The organism is Curtobacterium sp. VKM Ac-2865, from assembly GCF_015350905.1.
Taxonomy (GTDB): domain Bacteria; phylum Actinomycetota; class Actinomycetes; order Actinomycetales; family Microbacteriaceae; genus Curtobacterium.
Genome location: NZ_JADKRZ010000008.1, coordinates 85,256 through 99,492 on the forward strand (window position 1 = coordinate 85,256; position 14,237 = coordinate 99,492).

The following is a 14,237-nucleotide window of genomic DNA, read 5'->3' on the forward strand; positions in this document are numbered from 1 at the left end:
GTGCGCGTCATCGGATCTGCGTGCGTCCCGGGGACGGAACGACGGGAGCCCGCCACCCGCCCTTGTGAGGCGGGCGCGGGCTCCCGGGTGGTGCTGTGGATCAGGCGCTGATGACGGCCTTGTCGTCGAGGCGTTCGCCCGACTCCGAGTCGAACATGTGCACGTGGCCCTGCTTCGGGCTGATGACGATCGTGTCGCCGATCGACGGGTGGTTGCGGCCGTCGACGCGGGTGACGATGTCGGTGCGCGTGCCGTTGACGTCGGCGTGACCGTAGAGGTAGCCGTCGGCGCCGAGCTCTTCGATGACGTCGACCGTGACCGGGAGGCCTTCGCCAGTGTGCGAGACGATGACGTCTTCGGGACGGACACCCACGGTGATCTGCTTCGAGCGCGCGTTGCTGAGCGTGTCGCGGTCGACCGGGTGGTTGAGCGAACCGAAGCTGATGCCGCCTTCGAGCACGCTGGCGGGCAGCAGGTTCATCGCGGGCGAGCCGATGAAGCCGGCGACGAACACGTTGTTCGGCTTCTCGTAGAGGTCACGCGGCGTGCCGACCTGCTGCAGGATGCCGTCCTTGAGCACCGCGATGCGGTCGCCCATGGTCAGTGCCTCGGTCTGGTCGTGCGTGACGTAGACGGTCGTGACGCCGAGACGACGCTGCAGCGACGCGATCTGGGTGCGCGTCTGGACGCGGAGCTTGGCGTCGAGGTTCGACAGCGGCTCGTCCATGAGGAACACCTGCGGCTGACGGACGATCGCACGGCCCATCGCGACGCGCTGTCGCTGACCACCGGAGAGGGCCTTCGGCTTGCGGCCGAGGTACTGCTCGAGGTCGAGGAGCTTGGCGGCTTCCTGCACGCGGGTGGCGCGCTCTTCCTTGCCGATGCCGGCGATCTTGAGCGCGAAGCCCATGTTCTCCGCGACGGTCATGTGCGGGTACAGCGCGTAGTTCTGGAAGACCATCGCGATGTCGCGGTCCTTCGGCGGGACGTCGGTGACGTCGCGGTCGCCGATGCGGATCGCGCCGGAGTTCACTTCCTCGAGCCCCGCGAGCATGCGGAGCGAGGTGGACTTGCCACAGCCCGACGGGCCGACGAGGACGAGGAACTCGCCGTCAGCGACGTCCAGGTCGAGGGAGTCGACCGCGGGGCGGTTGCCTCCGGGGTACAGACGGGTTGCCTTGTCATAGGTGACGGACGCCATGAGCGTTCGGTCCTTTCTCCACCGGCAGGTACGTGCCGGACGATCCGAGTGAAGCGGTACGCCCGTGAGGGCCCCGGATGGTCGTCGTCGACCATCAGGCTCATACAAGCACGACTCCAGACCCCCGCGCCACCCTTTCGGGGCGCACCGGCACACTCCCAGGGCTGATTGGGTGGTTCCCAGAGCGCGCCACTACGATCGATGGGTCTGTCCGGCCTGCGGGGGTGTGCGCGTGCGGACCCCGATCAGGAGGAACCTCTCGTCATGACGAACCGCCCCGAGGGTGATGCCCGCGCCGAGCGGAACCAGCGCCGAGCAGCCGCCCGGGAACGAGCCGCGAAGGCCCGTCTCCAGCACAAGCGACGCCAGCGCGGACTCCGCCTCGGGCTGCAGGTCGGCCTCGGCGTCGTCCTGCTCGCCGCAGCGACGGTCGTGACGCTCGTGCTCGTCGACTCCACCAAGCCGGCGGGTCCTGGCCCGTCGTCGATGCCCCAGGGCGGGATCACCATCGGCCAGGGCATGACGCCCGGGGACGGTGCTGCCGGCTCCTCGGCGTCCTCGTCGCCCAGCGGGTCAGCCACCGCCGGGACGGAACCCGTCCGCATCACCATGTACGTCGACTACCTCTGCCCGTTCTGCGGCCAGTTCGAGAAGACGAACAGCGACTACATCGAGGGCCTGGTCGAGTCCGGCGTGGCGACGGTCGACATCCACCCGATCGCGATCCTGGCCAACCGGTCGCAGGGCACGAAGTACTCGCTCCGCGCCGCGAACGCCGCCGCGTGCGTCGCGCAGTCGTCGCCGGACCAGTTCTTCGCCGTCAACCGTGCGCTCTTCGCCGCCCAGCCGGAGGAGAACACCCCCGGGCTCACCGACGCGCAGCTCAAGAAGATCGTCGGCGGTGTCCGTGGCATCTCGGCGAAGTCCACGATCGCGACCTGCATCGACGACCAGCGCTACGGCAAGTGGGTCGACGAGCGCACCACCGCCGTGTCGGGTGGCGACATCCCCGGGTCCTCGTTGAAGACGTTCCCGGGCACGCCGCTCGTGCTCGTGAACGGGCAGCAGTACGAGTACTCGCAGCCGTTCACGAACGAGGAGTTCCGCACCTTCGTCATCACGGTCGCCGGGTCCGGCGAGCAGACGCCGACGCCGACCCCCACGTCGACGCCGTCGGCGTCCGCTTCGGCTTCCTGACCGCTCGGCACACCGCGTGGGGCGGTGGACGGAACCGCCTGGAGGCCCGGCGCGGGTCCGGCGGGCTGGTGGCGGGCCTCCAGGCGGTTCCGCCCGGCGCGGGCCGCGCTAGAGGGACGAGCCGGGGATGCTCAGGGTGTCGCAGGTCACCGCGCCCTGCTCGTAGCCACGGACGAACCAGCGCTGCCGCTGCTCGCTCGACCCGTGGGTGAAGGAGTCCGGGTCGACGTGCCCGCTCGAGCGCTCCTGGATGCTGTCGTCGCCCACGGCGCTGGCGGCTGAGAGTGCGTCCGCGATCTGCGTGCGGGTGAACGGTTCGAAGAAGGTCTCCCCGTTCGCGGACTGCGTCGTGGCGGCGTCGCCCACCCAGGCGCCGGCGTAGCAGTCGGCCTGCAGCTCGACGCGGACGCTGCCCGAGGACGCCCCGGTGCCGCTGCGGTCGGTGTCGGCGAAGGTGCCCTGGAGCTGCTGCACGTGGTGGCCCCACTCGTGCGCGACGACGTACATCTGCGCGAGCGGGCCGCCGGACGAGCCGTACTTCGACTGCAGGTCGTCGTAGAACGCGGTGTCGAGGTAGAGCGCGCGGTCCGGCGGGCAGTAGAACGGGCCGGTCGACGCCGAGGCCGTGCCGCACGCGGTGTCCGTCGAGCCGTCGAACAGGGAGAACTCCGGGCTCGTGTACGCGATGCCGAGCTGCCGGCTCTCGGTCGTCCAGTAGGCGTCGAGGGACTCGGCGGCGCCCTCCATGCGGCAGTCGACGCTGGCGTTGGCGTCGCGCCCGGTCCGGCACTCGGTGACGGGTTCCGCGGTCGTGCCGCCGCCCTGGATCTGCGTCAGGCCGCCGTCGCCACCGACGACCCCGCTGAGGTCGAAGCCGGTGAACTGCGCGATGAGGAACACGACGATCGCGGCCACGCCGACACCGCCACCGGCGACCGCGGTCGTCCGTCCGCGGCGCTTGACCTTGCCGCCCTGCAGTCGGGAGTCGTCGTTGAACGTCATGCTGACGAATGTACGGATCACCGGGCGTTGTGGTGCGCCGCGTACCGTCGGACGTGTCGGGAGCAGCCGACACCTGTCGCACAACGACAGGACCTGCGACGGAAGGAACAGCCATGGCCACCCCCATCACCACCGTGATGAGCCCCGCCCGCTACGTGCAGGGACGCAGCGCGATCACCCGCGTCGGCGAGTTCGTCGCCCCGATCGGCTCCAGTCCGCTCATCGTCGCCGACGACGTCGTGTGGGGCATCGTCGAGTCCGCCGTCACCGAGAGCTTCCAGGCCGCCGGGCTCCCCGTCGAGCGAGTCGGCTTCGGCCGGTTCGCGACCCCCGCGGCCGTGGACGAGCTGGTCGAGCGCATCCGGGCCACCGACTCGGACGTCATCGTCGGCCTCGGCGGTGGATCGGCGATCGACGCCGCCAAGGCCTCCGGGCACCTCGCGGGCATCCGCTGGGCGAGCGTCCCGACCGCGGCCTCGACCGACGCACCGACCTCGGCGCTCGCGGTGATCTACTCCGAGGAGGGCGAGTTCATCGAGTACCGCTTCTTCCCGCACAACCCGGACCTCGTGCTCATCGACACGCAGCTCGTCGCGAACGCCCCCGTCCAGTTCCTGGTCGCCGGCATCGGTGACGCCCTGGCCACCTGGGTCGAGGCCCGGGCCGCCAAGCGCGCGAACGCCGACACGATGGCGGGTGGACGCCAGACCGAGACCGGCGTCGCCCTCGCGCAGCTGTCCTGGGACCTGCTGCATGACAACGCCCTGCAGGCGATCGAGGCCGTGAAGGCGAAGGTCGTCACGCCCGCGCTGGAGAAGGTCGTCGAGGCGAACACCCTGCTGTCCGGCCTGGGGTTCGAGTCCGGCGGGCTGGCTGCCGCCCACGCGATCCACAACGGCCTGACGGCCGCACCGCAGGCGCACGGCCTGGCCCACGGGCAGAAGGTCAACATCGGCACCCTCGCCCAGCTCGTGATGGAGGGTGCCCCCGCCGCGGAGATCGCGGACTTCGTCGTCTTCACCACCCGCGTCGGCCTGCCGAACACGCTCACCGAGATCGGGCTGACGGTCGAGGACACCGACGTGCTCCGCGCGGTCGCCGACGCCGCCACGGTGGAGAGCGAGACCATCCACAACATGCCGTTCCCGGTCACCCCGGAGCTCGTCGTCGACGCGCTGATCGCGATCGAGGGGCTCAGCCGGAGCATCCGCGCCGCACACGGGCTGCCCGAGCCCGAGCGGTACGTCGCGAAGCACTGACCGAACGGGGAGTAGGACGGGAGCATGCCGAAGCTCGATGAACGTCACCCCCTCTTCCTGTTCGCGATGGACCAGCGCTCGTCGCTGCTGGAGCACACCTACGACGAGTCCGGCGGCGAACCGGCCGACGAGGCCGAGGCCCAGCGGGTGCGCGCGGGCAAGCAGCTCGTCTACCGCGGGGTCCTGACGGCGCTCGCCGCCGGGGCCTCCCGCGAACGGACGGGCGTCCTCGTCGACGAGCTCTACGGGGCCGACGTCGCCCGTCTGGTGAAGGAGGCCGGCCTGCAGCTCGCGATGCCGATCGAGCGGTCGGGGCGCGAGTGGTTCGAACTGGAGTACGGCGACGACTGGATGGCGCACGTCGACTCCTTCGACCCGGACTGGGTGAAGGTGCTCGTCCGCGACAACCCCGCGTACGACGCCGACCGCCGTGCACAGCAGGCGTCGGACCTCGCCGAGGTCGCCACGGCCCTGCGTGACGCGGGCCGCCCGTTCCTCGTCGAACTGCTCGTCCCGGGCACCGACGAGCAGAAGGCATCGGTCGAGGACTACGACCGCGACCTCCGCCCGGACCTCGTCGTGCAGGTGCTCGAGTACCTGCAGGACCACGGGGTCGAGGCCGACGTGTGGAAGCTCGAGGGGCTCGACCGCTCCGAGGACGCCGAGCGCGTCGTCGCCACCGCCCGCCGCGACGGCCGTGACGCGGTGCAGTGCATCGTCCTCGGCCGGGACGCCCCCGAGGAGCAGCTCGACCACTGGCTGCGCACCGCGGCACCCGTTGACGGCTTCGTCGGGTTCGCGATCGGCCGGAGCAACTGGGAGGAGCCGCTCGAGGACGTCGTCCGCGAGCACCTCGACACCGAGGCGGCGGAGGGCCTGATCGCGGCCAACTACCGTCACTTCGTCGACACCTGGCTCGAGGCCCGTGGGGACGTCGAGGACGGGGTGGACGCCGGAGGCATCTGACCGGTCGGCGGACCCGCCGCCCGTCGGTCAGGTCTGGATGAGCGGCTCCATCGCAGCGAGGTCGGCCGCGATCCCCACGTCGACGAGCTCGATCCGTCCGGCGAGGGTGGCGGCCGGCCCGCGCAGCAGCCCGGCCTTCACGCCGCCGAACGTCACCGTGACGTCGGCGTGCAGGACGTGGTCGTCCGCGATCCCGCCGGTGTCGACGTCGATGCCGCTCGGCACGTCCACCGCGACGACGAACGGCGCCCGCTGGTCGCGCGCGAGTTCCCGGATGGTGTGCACGCACTCCCGCGCGGGGGAGCGGAGCGCGGACGGTCCGGACACCCCGATCCCGAGGATCCCGTCGAGGACCAGGTCGGCGCGGAGCGCCGCCTCGGTCGTGATCGCCGCCAGGCGGTCGCCATCCGACGTCACCGCAGCCCGCAGGACGTCCGAGGCACCGGCACCGGACGCGCCCGTCTCGGGTCCGGACGGCTCGCCCAGGAGGCTGCACCCGGCCTCCAGGGCGGCAGCCAGCCCCGCCTCGTGGACCCGACTGCCGACCCGGACCACCTCGACGATCCGGCCGGCGGCCGCGAGACGCGCACCGGCGAAGAGGGCGTCGCCGCCGTTGTCGCCGCTGCCGACGAGGAGCAGGACCGTGCCGGGTCCGTCGCCCGGCCGTTCGGCCGGGTCGTCGAGCAGCGCGCCCACGACCGCGGCCAGGCCGTCGGCCGCCCGCTGCATGAGCGGTTCGCCCGCGTCGAGGTGGGGCCGTTCAGCCGCCCGGATCTGATCGCCGCCGTAGCCGTCCATGCGCTCCACAGTGCCCCGATACCCTGGGAGGCCATGTCTCTCGTGCCTGCCGCTCCCCGACCCCGCGCCGTGATGTCACCCGACGGCCGGTCGATCGCCACGTACGACTTCGGCGACCCGGACGCGCCCGTCGTCGTGGCCGTGCACGGGTTCGCCTCCGGGGCCGTGCTGAACTGGCACGCGTCCGGGTGGACCCGCGACCTGGTCCGGGCCGGGTACCGCGTCGTCGCGCTCGACCAGCGTGGGCACGGGGCCTCGTCGAAGCCGCACGAGCCGGATGCCTACTCGATGGACCTGCTCGTGGCGGACGTCATCGCGGTGATCGACACGTACCTGCTCGACGACGTCGCCTTCCTCGGGTACTCGCTCGGCGCCCGCGTCGGGTGGCACACCGCCGAACGCCTGCCCGACCGCATCAGCCGCGCCGTCTTCGGCGGCATCCCGGACGCCGACCCGATGCGGCGCGTGCGGGTCGACCAGGCGCGGGCGTTCATCACCGACGGCACCCCGGTCGAGGACCGCGTGACGAACAGGTACCTCACGATGGCGGCCGGTGTCGACGGCAACGACCTCGTGGCCCTCGTGGCGATGGTCGAGGGCATGCGGAACAGCATCGAACCGACACCGGCGAACGCTCCCGCCCAGCCGATCCTGATGGCGGCGGGCAGCGAGGACGGCATCCGGGACAGCGCCGTGCGGCTGGCCGAGGCCGCGCCGAACGCCTCGTTCTTCGAGATCCCGGGTCGCAACCACTTCAACGCGCCGACGTCCAGGCCGTTCCGACAGGCCGCGATCGCGTTCCTCGGGGCGTGAGCGTGTCCAGGGCGCGCTGACGGGTACTGCCAAGCCCTCTCGGCTGCCGGGCACCCGGGCGTAGCGTCCGCGCCATGGACTACAGAAACCTCGGGAACAGCGGGACAGCGGTGTCCACCCTGACCCTCGGCACCATGACCTTCGGCAGCGAAGCCGACGAAGCCACCTCACACGCCATCCTCGACGCGTTCGTCGCGGCCGGCGGCACCCTGGTCGACACGGCGGACGTGTACTCCGGCAACGAGTCGGAGCGCATCATCGGGCGCTGGCTGTCGTCGCACCCGACCGAGGCCGCCCAGGTGGTCCTCGCCACGAAGGGCCGCTTCCCCCAGGGCGACGGTCCGAACGACCTCGGGCTCTCGCGGCGGCACCTCCGCGTGGCGCTCGACGCCTCGCTGGACCGCCTCGGCGTCGAGCACATCGACCTCTACCAGATGCACGCGTGGGACGCCCTGACGCCGATCGAGGAGACCCTGCGCTTCCTCGACGACGCCGTCTCCGCGGGCAAGATCGGCTCCTACGGGTTCTCGAACTACCTCGGCTACCAGGTCACCAAGGCCGTGTACGAGGCGAAGGCCCACCACTTCGCGCCGCCCGTGACGCTGCAGCCGCAGTACAACCTGCTCGTCCGCGACATCGAGCACGAGGTCGTGCCCGCCTGCCTCGACGCCGGGATCGGCCTGCTGCCGTGGTCCCCGCTCGCCGGCGGCTGGCTGTCTGGCAAGTACCAGCGCGACGAGGCCCCCACCGGTGCCACCCGTCTCGGTGAGAACCCGGAGCGCGGCATGGAGGCGTGGCGTGCCCGGAACGACGACGAGCGCACGTGGGAGGTGCTCGACGTCCTCTCCGGAGTGGCGGACGCGCACGACGCCTCGCGCTCGCAGGTCGCCCTCGCCTGGCTGCTCGCCCGTCCGGCCGTGACGAGCGTCATCCTCGGCGTCCGCACGCTCGACCAGCTCGCCGACAACCTCGGCGCGGCCGACCTGGTGCTCGACGACTCCGAGCTGCAGGCGCTCACGGACGCCAGCGCCCCGCGGATCGACGACTACCCGTACGGCACTGCCGGTGTCGCACAGCGCGAGCGGAAGATCACCGGCGGCCGCTGACTCGGTGCCACCGATCCCGCGGCCGTCGCTGGGCGCCAGCTGCGGGATCGGTGCGGGAAGCCGCGAGGTCGCCCCGGACGTCTTCACAAGCCCCTCGGTGAAGTGTCATCATCCTGGTACGGCCGGCTGGTTACCGCGCCGAGCGCCGGAACGCCCCCTGATCCGTGTTCCATCTGCGCCGAAGGCCCGAGCGACATCGTCGCTCGGGCCTTCGCTTCGTCTGGGGCCAGCAGCGGGACTTGAACCCGCAACCCCCGTATTACAAGTACGGTGCGCTACCAATTGCGCCATGCTGGCTGACGCCCTCATCGTACCAACGAGGGCGTCGGGGACTCACTCGCTCTTCGCGGAGAAGTTCAGCGACAGCGAGTTCATGCAGTACCGGTCGCCGGTCGGGGTGCCGAAGCCGTCCGGGAACACGTGCCCGAGGTGCGAGCCGCAGTTCGCGCAGCGGACCTCGGTGCGGGCCATGCCGAGCGAGCGGTCCTCGATGAGCGTGACCGCCTCGGGGTCCACCGACTCGTAGAACGACGGCCAGCCGCAGCCGGAGTCGAACTTCGTGCCGCTCTTGAACAGCTCCGCGTTGCACGCCGCACAGGTGTAGATGCCGGCGCGCTCCTCGTCCAGGAGCTCACCGGTCCAGGGGCGCTCCGTGCCGGCCTGCCGCAGGACGGCGTACTGCTCGGGGGAGAGCTCCGCGCGCCACTCGGCGTCAGTCTTCTCGACGTTGTGTGCCATGGGTTCCTCCTGCTTTCCAGCCGTGGATGTCGGCCTCTTCAGTAAACTCGCCGCGATGTCCAGACATTCCGTGCACCGCACCCGCTGGGACCGCCTGACGACGGACGAACTGTACGGCATCGTCCGGTTGCGGAACCGGGTCTTCGCGCTCGAACAACACGTCTCGGCCGAGGACTTCGACGGCCGTGACCGCGAGCCCGACACCGAGCACTGGTGGTTCGGAACCGAGGCCGATGCGGTCGGGTACCTCCGCCTGATCCGTCCCGCTGCGGACGAGCAGCACCCGTCGGACGCACCAGCTCCGGCGTGGGTGATCGGCCGTGTCGCCACCCACCCCGACCACCGCGGCGCCGGCATCGCGAGCGGGCTCGTCGCGGCCGTCCTGGCCGAGCACGGCCACGACCCGATCGTCCTGCACGCCCAGGAGTACGTCGCCGCGCTCTACGAACGCCACGGGTTCGTCCGCTTCGGCGCTCCCTACGCAGAGGCCGGCATCACCCACGTCGGCATGTACCGCCCCGGCGCGTGAGCCTCCCGACCCCGTCCACGCGGGAGCGCTACGCCGCCTACGCCGACCGGATCGCGGACGTCTCGCCGACCTACGCCGCCTGGGCGCGGTCGCTCGACGACGACCTGGTCGCGCTCCTCGACACGGTGCCGCCGAGCCAGCGGCAGCCCGAGCTGCTCTTCGCGGTCGCGCGCGGCCTGGGCGCGGACCCGTCGGACCCGGCCGCGCTCCGCGCACTCGGACAGGAGGCCCGCCCCGCCCTGGTCGCGGCCCTCACCACCGCCGCAGTGCAGGCCAACGACCCGCGCCGGCTCGGTCCGCTGGTGCCGGTGGTCGCGGCGCTCGCCGCTGCCGCTGCGCGGCCGCTCGGCCTGGTCGACGTCGGTGCCGCGGCGAGCCTCTGTTCGTTCCCGGACCGGGTGACGCTCGACCTCCGGGTGCACGACACCGACGGCGACGACGATCGCGCCCCCGTGCGGTCGTCGCGCCCCGACACACGGGGGCGCGACGGGCACAGCGGGGCGCGATCCGAGCTCGTGCGGATGCACACCGCGCCCGCGGAGCCGTCGCTCCGACTGACCGCGGACGCGCGGGGAACGGTGCCGTCGCCGTCGACGCCCGCCATCCGGGTCGCCGGGCGGGTGGCGCTCGACCCGCACCCCGTCGACCTGCGGGTCCCCGGGGCGTTCGACCGTCTGGTGCAGGCCGTCCCGCCCGAGGCGACGGACCGGATCGCCCTGATGCGCGAGGCGGCGCGTGTGACGGTGGCCGAGCCTCCCGTCCGGATCACCGGCCGGGTGCCGGACGACCTGGACCGCGCCCTCGACGCGCTGCCGGCGGACTGCGAGCCGGTCGTGCTGACCGCCGGCACCCTCGTCTACGTGCCGGGTGCCGACCGGCAGCGGTTCGTCGACCGCGTCGCGGAACGCGGCGTGCGCTGGGTCGCACTCGAACGCACCGGGATCCTGGCCGGGGTGGCCTCGACGCTGCCGGACGGGATCGACCCGGAGGACCCGGCGTCCTTCGCGACGGTGTCCCTCGACGGCGTGGCCCTGGCGGTCTGCGACGCGTTCGGCACCGCGACCCGGTGGTTCCGCGACCCCTCGCTGTGACGGTCCTGAGGGTGAATCCACGACAGTCCAGCGCCATGCCAGGGTGGCCATCCGCCGCACCCCTACGATGTGCGAGACCCGTTGCCCGAATGTGATCGGACCGTCGTGACCACCATCCCCGCGGACGAGCTGAGTGAGCTCGCGAAGCACGTGCTCGCCTTCGAGCACGACCGTGCGCGGCACGACCGGACGAAAGAGGCGGAGATCCGGGTCGAGTTCGACATGTCGCCGACCCGGTACTACCAGGTGCTCAACCGGGTGATCGACACACCGGCGGCGCTCGCGTACGACCCGCAGCTCGTCGGTCGACTCCAGCGTCTGCGGCGATCGCGGACGAGTGCACGCGCTGCCCGCAGCTTCGTCGCACCCGTCGACGCCCACCGAACCGAAGAGGAACGATGACGAGATTCCCCCATGACCGCTTCGACGACGTGACCGACGGGCCGCGCGTCGGTGCGCACCGTGGTGTGCACCGTCGTGGTCGCGGCTGGATCGCGTTCGCCTGGGCCGCGCTGGCGACCGGGGTGCTCGTCGGCATCGGGGTGCTCGTCCTCGCGCTGCTGAACGGCAGCTACTCGTTCACCGGCGGCGGCAGCAGCTCGTCGCCGTCGTCGTCCGCATCGTCGTCGGTGACCTCGTCCGCCTCGCCGTCCGCGGGCGGATCGGACGCCGGTGCCGGTGCCGGTGACGCCTCGTCGCCCGCGGCTGCCGCACCGGCGGACCAGGGCGCCACCACGGTGGTCGTGCTGAACGGGACGACCACGAGCGGGCTCGCCGCGAACGCGTCGACGAAGCTGACGACCGCCGGGTGGAAGGTCACGTCGACCGGGGACGCCGGCACGACGGGGTCGACCGCGACGATCGTGTACTACCAGCAGGCATCGCAGGCGGCGCTCGCGCAGGGCATCGCGAAGTCGCTCGGGGTGACGGCCGTGCAGCAGTCGGCAGCGTTCCCGAACGCCGACGTCAGCGTCGTGCTCGGGGCGGACTACGTCGGCTGACCCGATGACGGTCCCGGGTGGTCCCGGGTGGTCCCGGGTGCTCCCCGGGTGCTCCCCGGGTGCTCCCGGGGTGCTCTCCGGGTGCTCTCTCGGTGATTGATCCGCATTCCGCGTTGTCAATGTGACAGCAGTGTTTCCGGCACGTTGAGTTCATGAGGAATCAGCGTGGAATGTGCGCGACAGGCCTTGTCCGATCACCGTTCCTGATTAGAGTCACAAGTGGTCACCGGAGTGCTCGGAATGACGTCGGACCTCGGTACGGACGCCAGGACACCCGGGTGAGGCATGCACGCACTCGGACCCGCGGCATCACCCGAACGATGCCGTCGATCGCCACAGCAGTACCGCAGGGAGCAACAGATCATGGCCAACGGAACCGTCAAGTGGTTCAACGCTGAAAAGGGCTTCGGCTTCATCACCGTCGATGGAGGGGGCCAGGACGTGTTCGTCCACTACTCGGCCATCGACATGAACGGCTACAAGGTCCTCGAGGAGGGCCAGGCAGTGACGTTCGACGTCGGCACGGGGTCCAAGGGCCCGCAGGCCGAGTCGGTGCGCCCGGCCTAGTCAGCGGACCACGGCGAACGCGTCGTCCCCGTCGGGGGCGGCGCGTTCGTCGTGTGCGGCCCGGTCGTGCTCGTCGGCGCGGGGTCGGCGTGCGGTGCCGCCGTGTCGGGGTGCGGCGCGTGTTGCACTCTCAGGGGTCGAGTGCCAGAATCGGGCTTGGCACTCGGTGACGCTGAGTGCCAGAAGACCCCACGACGTCCGGGAGGGACGAGAACTCACATGGCTAAGATCATTGCTTTCGACGAGGAGGCCCGCCGTGGCCTCGAGCGCGGCCTGAACCAGCTGGCCGACGCCGTGAAGGTGACGCTCGGCCCGCGCGGCCGCAACGTCGTCCTCGAGAAGAAGTGGGGCGCCCCCACGATCACGAACGACGGTGTCTCCATCGCCAAGGAGATCGAGCTCGACGACCCGTACGAGAAGATCGGTGCCGAGCTCGTCAAGGAGGTCGCCAAGAAGACCGACGACGTCGCCGGTGACGGTACGACCACCGCGACCGTGCTCGCCCAGGCCCTCGTCCGCGAAGGCCTCCGCAACGTGGCTGCCGGCGCCGACCCCGTCTCGCTGAAGCGCGGCATCGAGAAGGCCGTCGCGGCCGTCTCGGACCAGCTGCTCGCGAACGCCAAGGAGATCGAGACCAAGGACCAGATCGCCGCCACCGCGTCGATCTCGGCCGCGGACCCGACCATCGGCGCGCTCATCGCCGAGGCCATCGACAAGGTCGGCAAGGAAGGTGTCGTCACCGTCGAGGAGTCGAACACCTTCGGCACCGAGCTCGAGCTGACCGAGGGCATGCGCTTCGACAAGGGCTACCTGTCGCAGTACTTCGTGACCGACCCCGAGCGCCAGGAAGCCGTCTTCGAGGACGCCTACATCCTGATCGTCAACTCGAAGATCTCGAACATCAAGGACCTCCTGCCGGTGGTCGACAAGGTCATCCAGGCCGGCAAGCAGCTCCTCATCATTGCCGAGGACGTCGACGGCGAGGCCCTGGCCACGCTCGTCGTGAACAAGATCCGCGGCATCTTCAAGTCCGTCGCCGTCAAGGCCCCGGGCTTCGGTGACCGTCGCAAGGCCATGCTGCAGGACATCGCGATCCTGACCGGTGGCCAGGTCATCTCCGAAGAGGTCGGCCTCAAGCTCGAGAACGCGACGCTCGACCTCCTCGGTCGTGCCCGCAAGGTCGTCATCACCAAGGACGAGACCACGATCGTCGAGGGCGCTGGCGACACCGAGCAGATCGCCGGCCGCGTGCGCCAGATCCGCTCCGAGATCGAGGCCACCGACTCCGACTACGACCGCGAGAAGCTCCAGGAGCGCCTCGCCAAGCTCGCCGGTGGCGTCGCCGTCATCAAGGCGGGTGCCGCGACCGAGGTCGAGCTCAAGGAGCGCAAGCACCGCATCGAGGACGCCGTCCGCAACGCGAAGGCTGCCGTCGAAGAGGGCATCGTCGCCGGTGGTGGCGTCGCCCTGATCCAGGCCGGCAAGGTCGCGCTCGACTCCCTCGAGCTCGAGGGCGACGAGGCGACCGGCGCGAACATCGTCCGCGTCGCCATCGACGCACCGCTCAAGCAGATCGCGCTCAACGCCGGTCTCGAGCCGGGCGTCGTGGCCGCCAAGGTCCGCGAGCTCGAAGCAGGTTGGGGCCTCAACGCCGCGACCGGCGAGTACGTCGACCTCATCGCCGCGGGCATCATCGACCCGGCCAAGGTCACGCGCTCGGCGCTGCAGAACGCTGCGTCGATCGCCGGTCTGTTCCTGACGACCGAGGTCGTCGTCGCCGAGAAGCCTGAGCGTGCCGCGGCCGCTCCGGCCGGCGACCCGACCGGTGGCATGGACTTCTAGTCCCTGCGTCACGGAAGGCCCCCGCACGCTGCGCGTGCGGGGGCCTTCCTGCGTCCGGGGTCGCGCGCGTGCGCGAGCGTGCGCGAGCGTGCGGGTGCGTGCGTGTTTCCCCCGGCGGTGAGATCGC

General features: G+C 71.1%; 15 protein-coding genes and 1 tRNA gene. 11 read left to right on the forward strand and 5 right to left on the reverse strand.

Translation table 11 applies throughout. The annotated features are described in order from the left end of the window. Positions 1-100 precede the first annotated feature (100 nt). A complete protein-coding gene (locus tag ITJ54_RS17100) occupies positions 101-1,201 on the reverse strand; it encodes an ABC transporter ATP-binding protein (RefSeq protein ID WP_194630356.1) in 1,101 nt (366 codons plus the stop codon). 264 nt (positions 1,202-1,465) lie between these two features. Between ITJ54_RS17100 and ITJ54_RS17105 the strand changes: the two genes are divergently transcribed. After that, positions 1,466-2,398, forward strand: a complete 933-nt coding sequence (locus ITJ54_RS17105) for a DsbA family protein (protein WP_194630358.1) — start codon at positions 1,466-1,468, stop codon at positions 2,396-2,398. Positions 2,399-2,506: 108 nt separating this feature from the next. On the opposite strand, the gene ITJ54_RS17110 is transcribed toward ITJ54_RS17105, so the two are convergent. Continuing rightward, positions 2,507-3,400: a neutral zinc metallopeptidase gene (locus ITJ54_RS17110; protein WP_194630391.1), complete on the reverse strand. Its 894-nt coding sequence runs from the start codon at positions 3,398-3,400 to the stop codon at positions 2,507-2,509. 113 nt (positions 3,401-3,513) lie between these two features. Between ITJ54_RS17110 and ITJ54_RS17115 the strand changes: the two genes are divergently transcribed. After that, entirely contained in the window at positions 3,514-4,659 is a 1,146-nt protein-coding gene (locus tag ITJ54_RS17115; protein WP_194630394.1) for a glycerol dehydrogenase, read from the forward strand. A gap of 24 nt (positions 4,660-4,683) precedes the next feature. Beyond that, on the forward strand, positions 4,684-5,625 hold the full coding sequence (locus ITJ54_RS17120) for a 2-deoxy-5-keto-D-gluconate 6-phosphate aldolase domain-containing protein (protein WP_194630396.1): 942 nt from the start codon (positions 4,684-4,686) through the stop codon (positions 5,623-5,625). 27 nt (positions 5,626-5,652) lie between these two features. Here ITJ54_RS17120 and ITJ54_RS17125 read toward each other — a convergent pair whose 3' ends face one another. Next, on the reverse strand, positions 5,653-6,423 hold the full coding sequence (locus ITJ54_RS17125; RefSeq protein WP_194630398.1) for an NAD(P)H-hydrate epimerase: 771 nt from the start codon (positions 6,421-6,423) through the stop codon (positions 5,653-5,655). 33 nt (positions 6,424-6,456) lie between these two features. On the opposite strand from ITJ54_RS17125, the gene ITJ54_RS17130 reads away from it, so the two are divergent. Both ITJ54_RS17130 and ITJ54_RS17135 read left to right on the forward strand, forming a co-directional pair. After that, positions 6,457-7,236, forward strand: a complete 780-nt coding sequence (locus tag ITJ54_RS17130) for an alpha/beta fold hydrolase (protein ID WP_194630400.1) — start codon at positions 6,457-6,459, stop codon at positions 7,234-7,236. A gap of 74 nt (positions 7,237-7,310) precedes the next feature. Further along, on the forward strand, positions 7,311-8,342 hold the full coding sequence (locus ITJ54_RS17135; RefSeq protein ID WP_194630403.1) for an aldo/keto reductase: 1,032 nt from the start codon (positions 7,311-7,313) through the stop codon (positions 8,340-8,342). Between the two features lie 221 nt (positions 8,343-8,563). Here ITJ54_RS17135 and ITJ54_RS17140 read toward each other — a convergent pair. Continuing rightward, positions 8,564-8,639 (reverse strand) — tRNA-Thr (locus ITJ54_RS17140). Positions 8,640-8,675: 36 nt separating this feature from the next. Next, a complete protein-coding gene (gene msrB / locus ITJ54_RS17145; RefSeq protein WP_071273391.1) occupies positions 8,676-9,080 on the reverse strand; it encodes a peptide-methionine (R)-S-oxide reductase MsrB in 405 nt (134 codons plus the stop codon). Positions 9,081-9,135: 55 nt separating this feature from the next. Here msrB and ITJ54_RS17150 point away from each other — a divergent pair, with 55 nt between their 5' ends. The 6 genes from ITJ54_RS17150 (at position 9,136) to groL (ending at position 14,110) form a co-directional block, all read left to right on the forward strand. Continuing rightward, entirely contained in the window at positions 9,136-9,609 is a 474-nt protein-coding gene (locus ITJ54_RS17150) for a GNAT family N-acetyltransferase (RefSeq protein ID WP_194630407.1), read from the forward strand. Further along, positions 9,606-10,700 carry a DUF2332 family protein gene (locus ITJ54_RS17155; protein ID WP_194630410.1) on the forward strand — a complete coding sequence of 365 codons (1,095 nt, stop codon included), beginning with the start codon at positions 9,606-9,608 and terminating at the stop codon, positions 10,698-10,700. The genes ITJ54_RS17150 and ITJ54_RS17155 overlap by 4 nt, the downstream gene beginning before the upstream one ends. Before the next feature lie 105 nt (positions 10,701-10,805). Further along, positions 10,806-11,102 carry a DUF3263 domain-containing protein gene (locus tag ITJ54_RS17160; RefSeq protein ID WP_323741772.1) on the forward strand — a complete coding sequence of 99 codons (297 nt, stop codon included), beginning with the start codon at positions 10,806-10,808 and terminating at the stop codon, positions 11,100-11,102. Next, complete coding sequence (locus tag ITJ54_RS17165; RefSeq protein ID WP_194630416.1) at positions 11,099-11,701, forward strand: LytR C-terminal domain-containing protein; 603 nt, start codon at positions 11,099-11,101, stop codon at positions 11,699-11,701. Before ITJ54_RS17160 ends, ITJ54_RS17165 begins: the two co-directional genes overlap by 4 nt. A 363-nt stretch (positions 11,702-12,064) precedes the next feature. Further along, entirely contained in the window at positions 12,065-12,268 is a 204-nt protein-coding gene (locus tag ITJ54_RS17170) for a cold-shock protein (protein WP_056120541.1), read from the forward strand. Positions 12,269-12,487: 219 nt separating this feature from the next. After that, positions 12,488-14,110 carry a chaperonin GroEL gene (groL, locus tag ITJ54_RS17175; protein ID WP_071273375.1) on the forward strand — a complete coding sequence of 541 codons (1,623 nt, stop codon included), beginning with the start codon at positions 12,488-12,490 and terminating at the stop codon, positions 14,108-14,110. Positions 14,111-14,237: the final 127 nt, after the last annotated feature.

What these genes read in the sequence shown, in the direction of transcription:
- ITJ54_RS17100 (WP_194630356.1), bottom strand. Translation starts at nt 1,201, where the DNA reads ATGGCGTCCGTCACCTATGACAAGGCAACCCGTCTGTACCCCGGAGGC.
- ITJ54_RS17105 (WP_194630358.1), top strand. Translation starts at nt 1,466, where the DNA reads ATGACGAACCGCCCCGAGGGTGATGCCCGCGCCGAGCGGAACCAGCGC.
- ITJ54_RS17110 (WP_194630391.1), bottom strand. Translation starts at nt 3,400, where the DNA reads ATGACGTTCAACGACGACTCCCGACTGCAGGGCGGCAAGGTCAAGCGC.
- ITJ54_RS17115 (WP_194630394.1), top strand. Translation starts at nt 3,514, where the DNA reads ATGGCCACCCCCATCACCACCGTGATGAGCCCCGCCCGCTACGTGCAG.
- ITJ54_RS17120 (WP_194630396.1), top strand. Translation starts at nt 4,684, where the DNA reads ATGCCGAAGCTCGATGAACGTCACCCCCTCTTCCTGTTCGCGATGGAC.
- ITJ54_RS17125 (WP_194630398.1), bottom strand. Translation starts at nt 6,423, where the DNA reads ATGGACGGCTACGGCGGCGATCAGATCCGGGCGGCTGAACGGCCCCAC.
- ITJ54_RS17130 (WP_194630400.1), top strand. Translation starts at nt 6,457, where the DNA reads ATGTCTCTCGTGCCTGCCGCTCCCCGACCCCGCGCCGTGATGTCACCC.
- ITJ54_RS17135 (WP_194630403.1), top strand. Translation starts at nt 7,311, where the DNA reads ATGGACTACAGAAACCTCGGGAACAGCGGGACAGCGGTGTCCACCCTG.
- msrB (WP_071273391.1), bottom strand. Translation starts at nt 9,080, where the DNA reads ATGGCACACAACGTCGAGAAGACTGACGCCGAGTGGCGCGCGGAGCTC.
- ITJ54_RS17150 (WP_194630407.1), top strand. Translation starts at nt 9,136, where the DNA reads ATGTCCAGACATTCCGTGCACCGCACCCGCTGGGACCGCCTGACGACG.
- ITJ54_RS17165 (WP_194630416.1), top strand. Translation starts at nt 11,099, where the DNA reads ATGACGAGATTCCCCCATGACCGCTTCGACGACGTGACCGACGGGCCG.
- ITJ54_RS17170 (WP_056120541.1), top strand. Translation starts at nt 12,065, where the DNA reads ATGGCCAACGGAACCGTCAAGTGGTTCAACGCTGAAAAGGGCTTCGGC.
- groL (WP_071273375.1), top strand. Translation starts at nt 12,488, where the DNA reads ATGGCTAAGATCATTGCTTTCGACGAGGAGGCCCGCCGTGGCCTCGAG.